General features: G+C 68.8%; 6 protein-coding genes. 1 reads left to right on the plus strand and 5 read right to left on the minus strand.

Going from position 1 to position 16313, the window contains the following annotated elements:
* Positions 1–104 precede the first annotated feature (104 nt).
* On the minus strand, positions 105–1079 hold the full coding sequence (hemB, locus tag ACIP0B_RS25030) for a porphobilinogen synthase (RefSeq protein WP_400837035.1): 975 nt from the start codon (positions 1077–1079) through the stop codon (positions 105–107).
* A 165-nt stretch (positions 1080–1244) separates the two neighbouring features.
* Entirely contained in the window at positions 1245–1943 is a 699-nt protein-coding gene (locus tag ACIP0B_RS25035) for a glutathione S-transferase family protein (RefSeq protein ID WP_400837038.1), read from the minus strand.
* A 233-nt stretch (positions 1944–2176) separates the two neighbouring features.
* On the opposite strand from ACIP0B_RS25035, the gene ACIP0B_RS25040 reads away from it, so the two are divergent.
* Complete coding sequence (locus ACIP0B_RS25040; protein ID WP_400837041.1) at positions 2177–2851, plus strand: histidine phosphatase family protein; 675 nt, start codon at positions 2177–2179, stop codon at positions 2849–2851.
* Positions 2852–3087: 236 nt separating this feature from the next.
* Here ACIP0B_RS25040 and mnmH read toward each other — a convergent pair whose 3' ends face one another.
* The 3 genes from mnmH to ACIP0B_RS25055 form a co-directional block, all read right to left on the minus strand.
* Entirely contained in the window at positions 3088–4191 is a 1104-nt protein-coding gene (mnmH, locus tag ACIP0B_RS25045; RefSeq protein ID WP_400837044.1) for a tRNA 2-selenouridine(34) synthase MnmH, read from the minus strand.
* A complete protein-coding gene (selD, locus tag ACIP0B_RS25050) occupies positions 4191–5225 on the minus strand; it encodes a selenide, water dikinase SelD (protein WP_400837047.1) in 1035 nt (344 codons plus the stop codon). Before selD ends, mnmH begins: the two co-directional genes overlap by 1 nt.
* A gap of 194 nt (positions 5226–5419) precedes the next feature.
* On the minus strand, positions 5420–15937 hold the full coding sequence (locus ACIP0B_RS25055; RefSeq protein ID WP_400837050.1) for an autotransporter-associated beta strand repeat-containing protein: 10518 nt from the start codon (positions 15935–15937) through the stop codon (positions 5420–5422).
* Positions 15938–16313: the final 376 nt, after the last annotated feature.

A 16313-nucleotide genomic window follows, 5' to 3' on the forward strand; every position in this document is an offset into this window, starting at 1 on the left:
GAGCTTGCCTGCAAGCGATGAGGCCAGTTCAGCCGACATCTCTATTGCCTGCCCCACCGCCATTGCCAGCAGGCTGGCTCCCACATTCAGGTTTGCAGGGTCGGTCAGATTCCGGCCAGGGCCAGGTCCATCGCGAAGTAGGTGAAGATCAGGTCCGCGCCGGCCCGTTTGATCGCGCCGAGGCTTTCGCGCACCACGCGGCCTTCGTCGATGGCGCCGGCCTGGGCGCCGAACTTGATCATCGCGTACTCGCCGCTGACCTGGTACGCCGACAGCGGCAGGTTCGAGGCCTGGCGGATGTCGCGGATGATGTCCAGGTACGCGCCGGCCGGCTTGACCATCAGCGCATCGGCGCCTTCCTGCTCGTCCAGCAGCGATTCGCGCAGGGCTTCGCGGCGGTTCATCGGGTTCATCTGGTAGCTCTTGCGGTCGCCCTTGAGCGCGCTGCCGCCGGCCTCGCGGAACGGGCCGTACAGGGCCGAGGCGAACTTGGTCGAATAGGCCATGATCGCGGTCTGGGCGAACCCGGCCTCGTCCAGCGCCCGGCGGATGGCCTGCACCTGGCCGTCCATCGCCGCCGACGGCGCGATCACGTCGGCCCCGGCGCGGGCGGCGGCCACGGCTTGCTTGCCGAGGTTGATCAGGGTCTGGTCGTTGTCCACCTCATGGTTGTGCATCACGCCGCAATGGCCGTGGTCGGTGTATTCGCAGAAGCAGGTGTCGGACATCACGATCATTTCCGGCACGGCGTCCTTGGCGATCCGCGACATGCGCGACACCAGGCCGTTCTCGCGCCAGGTGTCGCTGCCGTTGGCGTCCAGGTGATGGGACACGCCGAAGGTCATCACCGACTTGATCCCGGCCCGGGCGTAACGCTCGATCTCGCCGGCCAGCTTGCGCTCGGGAATGCGCATCACGCCGGGCATGCTCTTGATCGGCACGAAGTCGTCGATCTCTTCCTCGACGAAAATCGGCAACACCAGATCGTTGAGGGTGAATTCGGTTTCCTGGAACAGGCTGCGCAGGCTCGCATTGCGGCGCAGGCGGCGTGGACGTGCTTCGGGGAACTGACTGGACATGGGGCCTTTCCTGAAAACGGCGGATGAGACGAAAGTCGTAGGGGGCGAAGCTTATGCCCTGCGCAGCGCGGCGTACAAACCTGGATCAATCAACAGTGCGTTACCGCGTGCGCAACAATGGGCGGCGGGAGCGAGCAGGCTCGCTCCCGCAGGTTCATGCGACCGTCAGGAAGGAATCGTGAGGCCGCGCACCACCGCCGGCCGCGCCAGGAAGCGCTCCAGCACCCGGGTGACGTTGGGGAAATTGCCGATGCCCACCAGATCGCCCGCCTCGTAGAAGCCGATCAGGTTGCGCACCCACGGGAACGTGGCGATGTCGGCGATGGTGTAGCGCTCGCCCATGATCCAGTCACGGCCTTCGAGCCGCTGATTGAGGACACTGAGCAGGCGCCGGCTCTCTTCGACGTAACGGTCGCGGGGGCGCTTGTCCTCGTAGTCCTTGCCGGCGAATTTGTTGAAGAAGCCGAGCTGGCCGAACATCGGGCCGATGCCGCCCATCTGGAACATCAGCCACTGAATCGTTTCGTAGCGCAACGCGCCTTCGTGGGCCAGCAACTGGCCGCTCTTGTCGGCCAGGTAGATCAGGATCGCGCCGGACTCGAACAGCGGCAGCGGCTTGTCGTCCGGCCCGTGCGGGTCGAGGATCGCCGGGATCTTGTTGTTCGGGTTCAGCGACAGGAATTCCGGGGACATCTGGTCTTGGGTGTCGAAGCCCACACGGTGCGGCTCATAGGGCAGGCCGATCTCTTCGAGCATGATCGACACCTTGACGCCGTTGGGGGTCGGCAAGGAGTACAGCTGAATCCAGTCGGGGCATTGCGCCGGCCATTTGCGGGTGATCGGGAACGCGGACAGATCGGTCATGGGAAGCATCCAGTCACAATTGAAGCCCCGATCATAATGGAGGCTCCACCGAACCGTAACATCTTGTGGTTAGGCTGCCGGGGCACGGATCGAACCAACCGGGCCTCAGGGGACTCTGAGCGCACACACTTCGCAAGGAACGCCATTGACGACAGGGAACACACCCGGCGCTGGGAGCCCGAGGTGCACAGGCTTGTCCGCCTTGACCGAATCCGCTGAAGAATCCTTTGCCCATGACGAACCTGATGAGTTTCGCCAAACGCTTCAAGCATCGCCCCTACGTGGCCCTGCCTTCCCTGCTGGCGGCCGCTGCGCTGTTTCTTTCCCTTGAATCCAGCGAAAGCCGCGCGCAACCGGTGGACGGCACGCAGACCCTGGTGTTCCTGCGCCACGCCGAAAAGCCCGCCGGCGGCCTGGGCCAGCTCAACTGCCAGGGCCTGAACCGGGCGATCGAACTGTCGACCCTGCTGCCGGAGAAGTTCGGCAAGGCCGACTACGTGTTCGCCGCCAACCCCACGCGCAACGTCGAGGAAGGCGAGCTGGACAACGCCTACAGCTACATCCGCCCGTTGATGACCATCAGCCCGGCCGCGATCCGGCTCGGCCTGCCGGTGAACATCGAGTTCTCCGCCAACGACACCAGCGACCTGGCCCGGGAACTGATCGAAGACAAGTACCACAACGCGACCATCTACACCGCCTGGTCCCACGGCTACCTGCCGGAGCTGATCAACAAGGTGGCCGGCAAGGCCGTGGGCGAGCGGCAGACCATCGCCGACGACTGGGACTCAGGAGACTTCGACTCGCTGTACGTGCTGACCCTGACCTGGCACAACGGCAAGGCCAGCCTGCAGAGCCACAGCTACAAGCAGGGGCTGGACAACGGCAAGGTCACCTGCCCGACCTGAGTTCCCGAACCTGCGGCGCCCCCACTGACGCCATCGCCAGCAGGCTGGCTCCCACAGGGATCCGGGTGAACGAAGGGTCAGCAGTCACCCCAGAACCTGTTGGGTCAGCTGTCTTGATCTTGCCCTGCGGTTCCCTCACTGACGCTATCGCCAGCAGGCTGGCTCCTACAATTCTTGCCTGCGACACCGATCCGGGTGGGAGCCAGCCTGCTGGCGATGGGGCGGCCCCCACACCATCAGCCTTGCGGATTCACCCGCGCCTTCAAGTACTCGATAACCGCCTCCCGCTCCCCCGCGAACTCGATCCGCGCGCCCTTCTTCTCGCGCTGGAACACGTACATCGGATCGTAGTACTCGCGCAGCAAGCCCTCGATCCAGCCACGGTGCAGTTCCACCGCGCCGCTGCGCCCCTGCTCGGCCAGGGCCTGCTCCATCAGCTCCAGCATCCGCCGGTGCCGTTCGCCGCCCAGGCGTTTGTGCACGTTGTTGAGGCTGTCCAGCAGACGTTGCGAGAACAGCGCGAACCCTGCCTCGCCGTGCACCGCCGAAAACTCCGCCGACAGGTCCACCACGTAATCGCGCAGGATGCGCTCCACGCGCTGGTCGAAACGGTCCTCCAGCCAGACCATCGGGTACTGCTGCATGCCCTGGTACAGCGGCAACGGCAGCGCGCAACTGCCGACCACCCGGCTCTCGTCCTCCAGCACGAACTGGCCGATGCCGGCGTCGCGCTTCTTGAGGATGTCGATGGCCAGGCGGTTCTCGAAGTCGATGTTCGACGGCTGGCCGGTGGCGCGCTTGCCGAAGCTCGAACCCCGGTGATTGGCGTGGCCTTCCAGGTCCAGGCCGTTGTCGAGCAGCACCAGCGCTTCGGTCTTGCCGGTGCCGGTCATGCCGCCCAGCAGCACGAAATCGCACTGGGCGATGGCCTGTTCGAGGGTGTCGATCAAAAAGGTGCGCATCGCCTTGTAGCCACCGCCGACCCTTGGGTAGTCGATGCCGGCCTCGTCCCGCAGCCATTGCTGGGTGATCTGCGAACGCAGGCCGCCGCGAAAGCAATACAGCAAGCCGTCGGGATGGGCCCGGGCGAAGTCGGCCCAGCCCTGGATGCGTTCGGCCTTGACCGCGCCGGACACCAGGCGGTAGCCCAGCTCGATGGCGGCCTGCTGGCCGTGCTGCTTGTAGCAGGTGCCGATCCGTTGGCGTTCGTGGTCGTTCATCAGCGGCCGGTTGACCGCGCCGGGGAACGAGCCCTTGAGGAACTCGACCGGCGCGCGCGCATCCATCAGGGGCCGGTCGTTGAGGAAGATGTCGCGGTAATCGGTGCAGTCGAAGCGCATCAAACCACCTCGACCGCGTGGGTCTGTCGCTCGACCAGCTCGCCGATCGGCTCAAGGCTCAGGCCCAGCTCGGCGGCCACCGCCAGGAACTCGGCGTCGCCTTCGGGGGTGACGGCGATCAGCAGGCCGCCGCTGGTCTGCGGGTCGCACAGCACGCGCTTGTGCAGCTCCTGCAGGCGGCCGAGCTTGCCCGAATAGCTGTCGAAGTTGCGCAAGGTGCCGCCGGGCACGCAGCCTTGCTCCAGGTAGTATTCGACGCTGGCCAGGCGCGGCACCCGGTCATAGGCGATGCGCGCCGTCAGGTGGCTGCCGTCGGCCATTTCCACCAGGTGCCCGAGCAGGCCGAAACCGGTGACATCGGTCATGGCCGTGACCCCGGCCAGTTTGCCGAAGCGGCTGCCGGGCTTGTTCAGGGTGCACATCCAGTCGCGGGCCAGGCCGATGTCGGCGTTGCGCAGCTTGCCCTTCTTCTCGGCGGTGGTGAGGATGCCGATGCCCAGGGGTTTGGTCAGGTACAGCCGGCAGCCGGCGGTGGCGGTGTCGTTGCGCTTCATGTGGCGCTTTTCCACCAGGCCGGTGACGGCCAGGCCGAAGATCGGCTCCGGCGCGTCGATCGAGTGCCCGCCCGCCAGCGGGATGCCCGCCGCGTCGCACACCGCGCGCCCGCCGCGGATCACTTCCCGCGCCACTTCCGGCGCCAGCACGTTGACCGGCCAGCCCAGGATGGCGATGGCCATCAACGGATCGCCGCCCATGGCGTAGATGTCGCTGATGGCGTTGGTGGCGGCGATGCGGCCGAAGTCGAACGGGTCGTCGACGATCGGCATGAAGAAGTCGGTGGTCGAGACCACACCGCGCTCGGCGTCGATCTCATACACCGCCGCGTCGTCGCGCGAGGCGTTGCCGACCCACAGTTTCGGGTCAAGGTTCTGCGCCCCGCTGCCGGCCAGGATCACCTCCAGCACCTGGGGGGAAATCTTGCAGCCGCAACCGGCGCCGTGGCTGTATTGGGTCAGACGAATCGGCTCGCTCATGGAGAATTCTCAGGCTGTGAATGGGGCGGATTCTAGCAGAGGCGCCCGCCGCGAATGTTTCACGCGCTACCCGACCTGCGCTGGGCTCAGGGCCGCTCCGCGCCCAGCGGGAGCAAGCTCCCTCGCCACAGAAGCCAGAAACAGGCAAAAAAAAGCCGCCCTTGCAGGCGGCTGAAGCGCTCCGGCCATGAAACTCAGAAGCCTAGGCTGAAGCTGATGGTCATCGCATGATCGTTGCCGTCGCCGGACAGTTGCCCGGAATAGCCGATCCCCAGTTTGCCGGTCGGGCTGATCTGGAAGTCCACGCCGGCTTCGACGATGGCGCTGTCCTCGGCGATCGGCACGCCCTGGGTGCTGAACGAGGCACCGCCGTCGATGAAGGTCAGGTCGGCGTCGGGCTGGGTGTCGCCGAACGCGTGGCGCCAACCGATGGCCGCCCGCGGGGTGAACTGCCCGCCGTTGGCCAGGGTGATCAGCTTGCCGGCGCGCACGCCGAGGGTGGAGAAGGTGATGTCCTGGTCGGCATCGGCCTTCAGCCGCCCCACCCCGCCCTTTTCCTTGGCCGAGTCGCTGTCGTAGTTGACGTAGGCCAGCCCGGCGAACGGCTCCAGCGCAATGCCGGCGGCTTCGACCGTGTAGCCGACCTCGCCGAACACCTGGGCGCTGCGCGCGTCGTAATTGGCCTTCAGCCGGTCGTTGTAGTTGCCGACGCTGACGTCGCGCTTGGTTTCGATGTCGTGCCAGCTGTAGGCCGCGCCGAGGCGCACCGCCAGGGCGTCGAACTGCGAGCTCAGGTACGCCGCCAGGTGATAGCTCTCGACCGTGGCGTCCGAGCGCCGGTCGTGGGCGTCGAGGTCGCTGCGGGTGTAGCCGGCGGCCATGCCCGCGCGCCATTGGTCGTCCAGTTGCTTGTCGGTGCCGAGCAGGAAGCCCGAGAGGTTGCGGTCGAGCTTGGCGCTGTTGCTGTCGCCGTCCGACTCGCCCCACGCGCCGAGCGCACGGATCCAGCCGACCATCTCGCCGTGGCAGCCGTTGCTGCTCAACTGGTTGTCGCTCGGCGCCAGGGCCCGGCGCGGATCGTCCGCTGCGCTGCACGACGGCTGGCGCATGCGGTCGTTGACCGCGTCGCGCACATAGCGCGAATCCTCCAGCACGGCGCTGGCGGTGCTGGCGTGGATCTCCCCGGACAGGCTGTCGAACGCGTTGCGCGCACCGGCCACGCTGAGGTTGACGATCTCGTTCTGCAACGCCGCCCCCGCCGCACCGTTGCGCGACAGGGCCGACGCCGTGCTGCGCTGGTTGCCGGTGGCCGCGACGTCGGCGAACGAATTGCCGTTGCGGCTGACCGCCAGGTTCACCGCGTTGGCGCTGTACACCAGGCTCGTGTCGAGGAACGCGTACTGCGGCAGGTCCGTCGAGCTGAAGGTGCCGGTGACGCCGCCGCCCGCCGTGATCAGCGAATACACGGTATTGCCGGTGAACGGCGCCACGCTGTTGACCTGGAGGCCGCCGCCGAGGGTCGCGGTGCCGCCGACGGCCAGCGGTGTGGCGGTCGGCGAGCTGACCGTCAGGGCCAGCAGGCCGTCGGCGGCGTTGGTCAGGTTGCCGGTGACGCTCAGGGTGCCGTCCGTACCGCCGGACGCCACCACGCCGTGGTTGACCACCGCCCCGACGCTGCCGTTGCCGGTCAGCGCCGCGCCGTTGGCCACGGTGACCTGCCCGGCCAGCGAGGCACGCGCCGCGCGGCTGCCGACCTGCAGCACGCCTTGGTCCACCGACACCGCGCCGCTGAACGGCTGGTCACCGGTCAGCAGCAAGCGGCCGGTGCCGCGCTTGGCCAAGGCGCCGATGCCGCTGAGCCGTCCGTTGAACTGGCCGTCGGCGTTCTGCTGGAACACCAGCGAAGCGTTGTTGAGGATGTTGCCTTGCAGGCTGGTGCTGTTGCCGATCAGCGTACCGCCGCTGACCGTGGTGCCGCCGCTGTAGGTGTTGGCGCCGCTGAGCACCAGCGTGCCGGCGTCGAGCTTCTCGATGCCGCCGGTGCCCACCAGCGGCGCGGAGATTTCCGTGCTGCCCCCGGCATTGACCCGTACCGGCGCCAGGCTGCCGCCCGGGCCGTTGACCGGTGTCAGGCTGCCGCCGGCGCCCGCCGTCAGGCTGTAGCCGCCGACCAGGAACTGCAGGCCGGTGAAGGCTTGGTTGCCGGTCACGCTGACCGTGCCGCCCTGCCCGCCGAACACCGCGAACTGGCCGTTGGCGCCCAGCGCCTGGGTGCCGGTGGGGTCGGTCCAGTTGGTGCCGGGGCCCCACACGCCGCTGCCGCCGCCGATGCTGCCGTCGGGGTTGGTCTTGCCGCCGTTCCAGAACTGCACTTCGCCCGGCGAGCCCTGCACCAGCAGGTTGATCTGGTTGGCGAAGGCGGTCTGCAACGACAGGTTGCCCGTCGGCACCGGCAGGCTGCCGTAAGTCAGGCCGTTGTCGGTGAGGGTGCCGCCGTAGCTGAACAGCTGATAGATCCCGGTGCCGAAGCCGCCGGCGTTGGTGATGTTGAGGGTGCCGTCCAGCGTGAGGTTGCCGGCGACGTTAACCACTGTGGTGGAGCTGGCGGCCGAGCCGAGGGTGAAGTCCAGCACGCTGCCCGAGGACAGCGCCAGCGAGCCGACCGACAGCGGCGTCGCCGTGCCGCCGCCCAGCAGGGTCGCGCCGCTGGCCAGTTGCACGTTGCCGCCGAACTGCCCGCCGCCGCCGAGCTTCGCCCCGCTGGCGACATTCACGTTGGCGCTGTTGAGCACGCCGTTGACCCGCAGCGTGCCGGCCTGCACGTCGGTGTTGCCGGTGAAGCCGTTGGTGCCGGTCAGCAGCAGCGCGCCGGTGCCGGTCTTGGTCAAGGTGCCGGCGCCGGTGAGGTTGCCGGTGTAGGTGCCGTCGCTGTTCTGCTCGAAGGTCAGCGCCGCGTTGTTGACGATGGCCCCTTGCAGGCTGCTGGTGTCGCCGCGGGTGCTGCCGCCGTTGAGCGTGGTGCCGCCGGTGTAGGTGTTGGCGCCGCCGAGCACAAGGTCGGCGCTGCCGTTCTTCACCAGGCTGCCGTTGCCGCTGATGGCGCCGATCAGGCCGGTGTTCTGGTTGCCGGCCAGGGTGAGCTGCGCGCCCAGGCCGATGGCGTTGGCCAGTTGCAGCGCGCTGGCGCTGTCGAGGGTGCCGTTGCCCAGGACGCTGAGCGCGCCGCTGCCGATGGCGCTGTTGTTGCCCAGGATCAGCGAGCCGCCGCTGAGCTGGGTGCCGCCGCTGTAGGTGTTGTTGCCGTTGAGGGTCAGGCTGGCTGCACCGGTCTTGGTCAGGCTGCCGGCGCCGCTGACCGTGCCGCCGAGGGTCAGGGCGTTGCTGCCGGCAACGTTCAGTGCGCCGTTGAGCACCACGGCGTTGGCCAGGGTGACGGCGGTGTTGCTGTCCAGCGCCGTGCCGTTTGCGGCGGTCAATGTGCCCGTGCCGAGCGCCGCGTCGTTGCCCACCACCAGTTTGCCGCCGTTGAGGGCGGTGCCGCCGGTGTAGCCGTTGGCCGCGTTGAGCACCAGGGTGCCCGCATCGTATTTGCCCAGGGTGCCGCTGCCGTTGAGCGCCACGCCGAGGGTGGCGGTGGCGTTCGGGTCGACCCGCACGGTGGCGTTGCCCAAGGAACCGTTGACCAGGCTCAGCGAACCCGCCGTGCCATTCTGCAGGCTGTAGCCGTCGGTGACGAACTGCAGGCCGGTGACGGTCTGCGCGCCGTTGACCGTCACGGTGCCGGCGCTGCCCTGGAACACCGCGAAGCTGTTGCCCCACGCCTGGTTGACGGTGCCGTTGACGTCGGTCCAGTTGGTGGTGCCGCTGCCCCAGGTGCCGCTGCCGCCTTCGATGGTGCCGTTGCCGGTCAGTTGGCTGCCGTCCCAGAACTGCACGGTGACGCCCGGCGCTGTGACCAGCAGGTTGATCTGGTTGCCGACGCTGGTCTGCAATTGCAGGTCGCCGGGGGTGACGCTGCCCGGCAGGGTGCCGAACAGCAGGCCGTTGTCGGTCAGGCCGCCGGTGTAGTTGATGATCCGGTAGACCCCGCTGCCGAAACCGCCCAGGTCGCTGACGTTGAGGGTGCCGTCCAGGGTCAGGTTGCCGTTGACGTTGAGCAGCGCGCTGCCGCCGCCGGACACCGGCGCGCCGAGGCCCACGTCCAGGTTCGAGTTGCCGCTGAGCGCCAGCGAGCCCACCGACAGCGCGCTGCCGGTGGCCAGGGCCAGGTGCCCGCCGTCGGCCACGGTGACCGCGCCCGTCAGGCTGCCGCTGCCGCCCAGGGTGCCGCCGCTGTTGACCTGCACGTTGGCGCTGTCCAGCGAACCGTTGACCCGCAAGGTGCCGGCGCCGACCGTGGTGTCGCCGGTCAGGGTGCTGGCGCCGGTCAGTGTCAGGGTGCCGGTGCCCAGTTTGTTCAGGGCGCCGCTGCCGGTGAGGAGGCCGTCGAAGGTGCTGCTCAGGTTGTTGCCGCCGATGCTCAGCGACTGGCCGGCGCCGACGTCGGCGGTGCCGCTGCCGGTGAGGCTGGCGATGGCCGCCGAGCCGCCGAGGTTGAGGGTGGTGCCGCCCGCCAGGTTGACCCCGGCGTTGTTGCCCAGCGCCGCGTTGCCGACGGTGGTGAGGCTGCCGGCCTGCACGTCGAAGGTGCCGCTGAAGGTGTTGGCGCCGGTCAGGGTCAGGTCGGACGCGCCGCCCTTGGTCAGCGTGCCGGCCCCGGCGAGCACGCCGCCCAGGGTCAGGTCGTTGCTGCCGGCCACGGTCAGGTTGGCGTTGACGTTGACGTCGTTGCCCAGCACCAGCGTCGAGGTGTTGTCGAGGGTCGAGGCGCCCGCCACGGTCAGCGCACCGGAACCCAGCGCGCCGGCGGTGCCGAGGGTCAGGGTGCCGGCGTTGAGCGTGGTGCCGCCGCTGTAGGTGCCGGTGCCGTTGAGGGTCAGGTTGGCCGCGCCGTTTTTCACCAGCCCGCCCGTGCCGCTGATCGTGCCGCCCAGGGTCAGGTTGTTGCTGCCGGCCACCGTCAGGTTGGCGTTGAGCACCAGCGCGTTGCCCAAGGCGAAGGCGCCGCTGCTGTCGAGGCTCGAAGCGCCGGCCACGGTCAGGTTGCCCAGGCCCAGGGCGGTGGCGCTGCCGACGGTCAGGGTGCCGGCGTTGAGCGTGGTGCCGCCGAGGAAACCGTTGGCGCCGGACAGCGTCAGGTTGGCCGTGCCGTTCTTGGTCAGGTTGCCGGCGCCGTTGATGGCCCCGGCCAGCGTCAGGTTGTTGCTGCCGGTGACGGCGAGGTTGCCGGCCAGGTTCACCGCGTTGTTCACCGAAACGGCGCTGGCCGCATCCAGCGTGGTGCCGCCGGCCGCGTTGAGGGTGGCGGAACCGAGCGCCGAGTTGGACGCCAGCACCAGTGCGCCGGCGTTGAGCGCCACCGGCCCGAGGAAGGCGTTGTTGCCGCCTAGGGTCAGGTTGGCCGCGCCGTTCTTGATCAGGCCGCCGGTGCCGCCGATCACGCCGTTGAGCGTCAGCGCGTTGCTGCCCGCCACGGTCAGGTTGCCGTTGAGGGTCACGGCGTTGGCCAGGGTGACCGCCGCGTTGCTGTCCAATTGCGTGCCGGTCGCCGCCGTCAGCGTGCCGGTGCCCAGCGCGGTGTTGCTGCCGACCACCAGTTTGCCGCCGTCCAGCGCGGTGCCGCCGCTGTAGCTGTTGGCGCCGTTGAGGACGAGGGTGCCGCTGTCGAGCTTGTTCAGGATGCCGCTGCCGTTGATGCCCACCCCGACCGTCGCGGTCACGCCCGGATCGACCCGCACCGCCGTGGTGCCGCCGGTGCCGTTGACGGCGGTCAGTTGCCCCGCCGTGCCGTTGACCAGGCTGTAGCCGTCGGTGGTGAACTGCAGGCCGGTGAACAGTTGCGTGCCGTCCACCGTCACGGTGCCGGCCGTGCCCTGGAACACGCCGAAATCGCCGGCCCAGGTCTGGTTCAGGGTGCCGTTGACGTTGGTCCAGTTGGAGCCGGCGGCGTTCCAGGTGCCGCTGCCGCCGTCCACCGTGCCGTTGGGGACGGTCTGGCTGCCGTCCCAGAAGCGGATGTTGGCGTTCGGCGCCGACACCAGCAGGTTGATCTGGTTGCCGACCGAGGTCTGCACCACCAGGTCGCCGAGGCCGAAGCCGACCGGCACGCTGGCCACGTCCAGGCCCAGGTCCGTCAGGCTGCCGGTGTAGTTGATCAGGCGGTACACGCCGACGCCGAAACCGCCGGCGTCGGTGACGTTGAGGTTGCCGTCCAGGGTCAGGTTGCCGCCGACATCGACCAGCGAGGTGGTCGACGGCGCGGCCAGGGCCACGTCGAGGTTGCCGCTGGCGCCGAGGGTCAAGCCGCTCGTCGACAGTTGGTTGCCCGAAGACAGGGCCAGGTGGCCGCCGTTGGCGACGTTCAGTTGGCCGAGCACTGTGCCGTTGCCGGTGAAGGTCGCGCCGCTGCCGACATCCACCTGGGCGCTGGCCAGCGAGCCGCTGAGGTTCAGGGTGCCGCCGCTCACCAGCGTGTTGCCGGTCAGGCCGCTGATCCCGGTGAGGTTCAGGGTGCCGGTGCCGACCTTGGTCAGGCCGCCGCTGCCGCTGATGTCGCCGTCGAAGGTGCTGGTGGTGCTCACCCCGCCCACGGTCAGGGTGCTGCCGGCGCCGACCTGCACGCTGCCGCTGCCGCTCAGCCCGCCCAGGCTCCCGTCGCTGCCCAGGTTGAGGCTGGCCCCGGCGCTGATGGCCGCGCCGGAGGTGTTGCCCAGCGCGCCGCTGCTCAGGGTCGAGACACTGCCGGCGAGGATGTTCAGCGCACCGGTGAAGGTGTTGCTGCCCATCAGCGTCAGGTCGTCGAGCCCGCTCTTGGTGAGGTTGCCGGCGCCGCTGACCACACCGCTGAGCACCAGGCTGTTGTTGCCGGCCACGGTCAGCCCGGCGTTGAGGGTGATGTCGTTGCCCAGCACCAGGGCCGAGCTGTTGTCCAGCGTCGCCGCCCCGCCGACGGTGAGCGCGCCGCTGCCCAGCGCCGCCGGGGTGCCGAGGGTCAGCGTGCCGGCATTGAGCGTGGTGCCGCCCTGGTAGGTGTTGATGCCGTTGAGGGTCAGGTTGGCCGTGCCGTTCTTCACCAGCGAGCCCGTGCCGCCGATCACCCCGCCCAGGGCCAGGTTCTGCGAACCGGCGACGGTCAGGGCGGCGTTGAGGGTGACGGCGTTGTTCAGGTTGACCAGCGCCGAACTGTTGTCCAGGGTCGCGGCGCCGGCGACGGTCAACGCACCGCTGCCCAGCGCCGAGCTGTTGCCGACGGTGAGCGTGCCGGCGTTCAGCGTGGTGCCGCCCGCGTAGGCGTTGGTGCCGTTGAGGGTCAGGTTGGCGCTGCCGTTCTTCACCAGGCTGCCGACGCCGTTCACCGCGCCGCCCAGGGTCAGGTCCGCGGTGCCGCCGATGTTCAGGGCGCCGGCCACGTTCACGGCGTTGCCCAGGCTGACGGCGGTGTTGGCGTCCAACGTGGTGTTGGCCGCCGCGTTCAGCGTGCCGCTGCCCAAGGCCGTGGCATTGCCGACGATCAGTTTGCCGGCGTTGAGCGCGGTGTTGCCGAAGTAGGTGTTGGCGCCGTTGAGGGTCAGGTCGGCGGCGCCGTTCTTGATCAGCCCGCCGACGCCGGACACCGTGCCGGTGAGGGTCAGCGCATTGCTGCCGGCGAGGGTCAGGTTGCCGCCCAGGTTGACGTTGTTGGCCAGACTGGTGGCCGTGCTGGCGTCCAGCGTGGTGCCGGCCGCCGCGTTCAGGTTGCCGGCGCCCAGCGCGGTGGCGGAGCCGACGATCAGCGTGCCGGCGTTGAGCGAGGTGGAGCCGGTGTAGGTGTTGTTGCCGGTCAGGGTCAGGCTGGAGGTGCCGGTCTTGATCAGCCCGCCGGCTCCGTCGATGACGCCGCCCAGGGTGAGCGCGTTGCTGCCGCCAGCCGAAAGGTTGGCGTTGAGGGTGATGGCGTTGCCCAAGGTGACCGCACCGTTGCTGTTGAGGGTGCTCGCCCCGCCCACGGTCAGGGCACCGCTGCCCAGCGCCGCCGCGTTGCCGACGGTCAGGCTGCCGGCGTTGAGGGTGGTGCCGCCGCTGTAGGTGTTGCTGCCGTTGAGGGTCAGGTTGGCCGTGCCGCTCTTGATCAGCCGGCTCGCGCCGCTGACCACGCCGCCCAGGGTCAGCCCGCTGCTGCCGCCGATGCTCAGGTCGGCGTTGAGCACCACGTTGTTGGCCAGCGCCACGCTGGTGCTGCTGTCCAGGGTCGCGGCGCCGGTGACCGTCAGATCGCCGCTGCCCAGCGCCCCGGCGTTGCCGACGGTCAGGGTGCCGGCGCTCAGGGTGGTGCCGGCCAGGAAGGTGTTGGCGCCGTTGAGGATCAGGTTGGCGGCGCCGTTCTTGGTCAGTCCGCCGCTGCCGTCGACCACCCCGCCGAGGGTCAGGTTGGCGCTGCCGCCGATGTTCAGGTTGCCGCCCAGGGTCACCGCGTTGCCCAGCGACACCGTGGTGTTGGCGTCGAGCGTGGTGCCCGCCGCCGCGGTCAGGCCGCCGCTGCCCAGCGCCGTGTTGGCGCCGACGATCAGCGTGCCGGCGTTGAGCGACGTGCCGCCGGCGAACCCGTTGCCGCCGCCCAGGGTCAGGGCGGCGGTGCCGTTCTTGATCAGCCCGCCGGAACCGTTGACGACGCCGTTGAGGGCCAGGGCCTGGGTGCCGCCGATGACCAGGTTCGCCGCCAGGTTGACGGCGTTGGCCAGGCTCACGGTGGTGGTCGCGTCCAGCGTGGTACCGGCCGCCGTGTTCAGTGCGCCGGTGCCCAACGCGGTGTTGCTGCCCACGAACAATGTGCCGGCGTTGAGGGCGGTCGCGCCGCTCTGGGTGTTGTTGCCGGTCAGGGTCAGGCTGGCCGCACCGCTCTTGGTGAGGCCGCCCGTGCCGGAGAGCACGCCGCCCAGGGTCAGGTTGTTGCTGCCCAGCACGGTGAGGCTACCGGTCAGGCCGACGTTGTTGTTCAGCGTGACGTTGGCGGTGCTGTCCAGGCTGGTGCCGGCGGCCGCGTTCAGGGCGCCGCTGCCCAAGGCGTTGTTGTTGCCGACCCGCAACGTGCCGGCGCTCAGGGTGGTGGTGCCGCTGTAGCCGGTGTTGACGCCGCTGAGGGTCAGGCTGCCGCTGCCGGCCTTGGTCAGGCCGCTGGCGCCGGTGAGCGCGCCGCTCAGGGTCAGCGCCCCGGCGCCGCTGGCGGTCAGGGCGCCGTTGAGGGTGATGGCGTTGGCCAGGTTGACGGTGCCGGGCGCCGTCAACGTCGCTGCGCCGCCGATGGTGACGGTGCCGCTGCTGAACGCCTGATCGTTGCCCACCTGCACGCTGCCGGCGTTGATCGTGGTGTTGCCGGTGAAGGTGTTCGCCGCCCCCAGGCTCAATTGGCCGGCGCCGTTCTTGGTCAGGCCGCCGGCGCCGGACAGCACGCTGGTCAGGCTCAGGTCGTTGGCGCCTTGCACCGTCAGTCCGCCGGCGCCCAAGGTGATCAGGTTGGCCAGGCTCAGGCCGGCGCTGCTGGCCTGGAGGATCCCGCCGTTTGAGGTCAATACGCCGCTGCCGAACGCCGCGTTGTTGTTGAACTGCACCACCCCGCCGTTGAGGGTCGAACTGCCGCTGACCACCGGCCCCTGCAAGGTCCAGGTGCCGCTGTTGACGGTGAGGTTGTTGAAGTTGACGTAGGTGGCGCTGGACACCGTGCCGCTGCCGCTGGTGCCGCCGCCCACGCCGAGGGTGTTCTGCAGCACCAGGGCGTTGGTGCCGCCGGCGCCGCCGTCGATCTGCCCGGTCGGGGCGAACGTCAGGTTGACCCCGATCAGCCCGCCAAGGCCGACGGTGACCTGCACGCCGTCGCCGACGTTGACGCTGGAGCCGGTCACGGCGGTGAAGGTGTTGGTGCTGTTCACCCCCATCGACACGCTGCCGGTGATGCTGCCGGTGTTGGTGAACGTGTTGCCGGCGGCGGACGTCTCGAACGCCACCCGGCCCTGCACGCTGCCGTTGTTGGTCATGTTCACCGTCGAGCCGCCGTACACGCCCACCACCGGGGTGTCGGCCAGGCTGATGCCGCCCACCGACAGGCCGGTGGAGGTGATGGTGCCGTTGTTGGTGATGCTGGTGGTGCCGGCGGCGGCGTTGTTCACGCCGATGCCCAGGCCGTCGATGCTGGTCAGGTTCAGGCCCAGCACCATGCCGGTGCCGCGGATGATGCCGCTGGCGTTGTTGAGGACGTTGACCGTGCTCGCCGCGCCGGTGCCGATGAACGCGCCGCCGCTGAGCACCGACACCAGCCCCAGCAGCGCCGGATCCAGGGTGCCGGAGTTGTTCAGGGTGATGTTGACCCCGGTCAGGTCCAGCACCCGGCCGCCGAGGGTGGCGTTCATCTGCGCGCCGGCGTTGACGTTGACCGTCAGGCCGTTGGCGGCGCTGGCGTAGTTGTTGAGAAACAGCGGCAGGCTCGGCACCCCGGTGCAGGTCACCGTGGAGCCGGCCACCGAACAGGTGGCGAGCGCCGGCTCGCTGACGCCGCCGAACAGCAGTCCGGCGACGCTCAGGTGCACAGCAAGGGACAGTGGGGAAAAACGCGAAACGAGGGCGATACTTGACCTTGCGTGCACGGGCGACTCCTTGTCCTGGCCTAAATCTTCCTTGAGGGGCGTGCTGGCGCGTTGCTTATTCCGCACGCGAATCAAGACTGCGACGGTCATCACAAAACCGTGACATTCCCGACACACGCTAGTTGATGCCCCGCGATGGGGCATTCTTCAAATGGTGTTAATACTTTGGCGCTAGACGCTTTCGAAATATGGATCCAGAACCACGAACTGCGCGGCGTCCGGACCTTTTGAGGGAGCCAGGCTGTTGGTGATGGCGGTAGGTCAGGCAACAGAGATGTCGGCAGTGCCGGCCCTATCGCTGGCAAGCCAGCTCCCACAGGATTTGTGGTGTACCTAGATCCTGCAAACACCCGAGATACCTGTGGGAGCCAGCCTG

Source organism: Pseudomonas sp. NPDC089534, assembly GCF_044749305.1.
GTDB classification, from domain to species: Bacteria; Pseudomonadota; Gammaproteobacteria; order Pseudomonadales; family Pseudomonadaceae; genus Aquipseudomonas; species Aquipseudomonas ekonensis.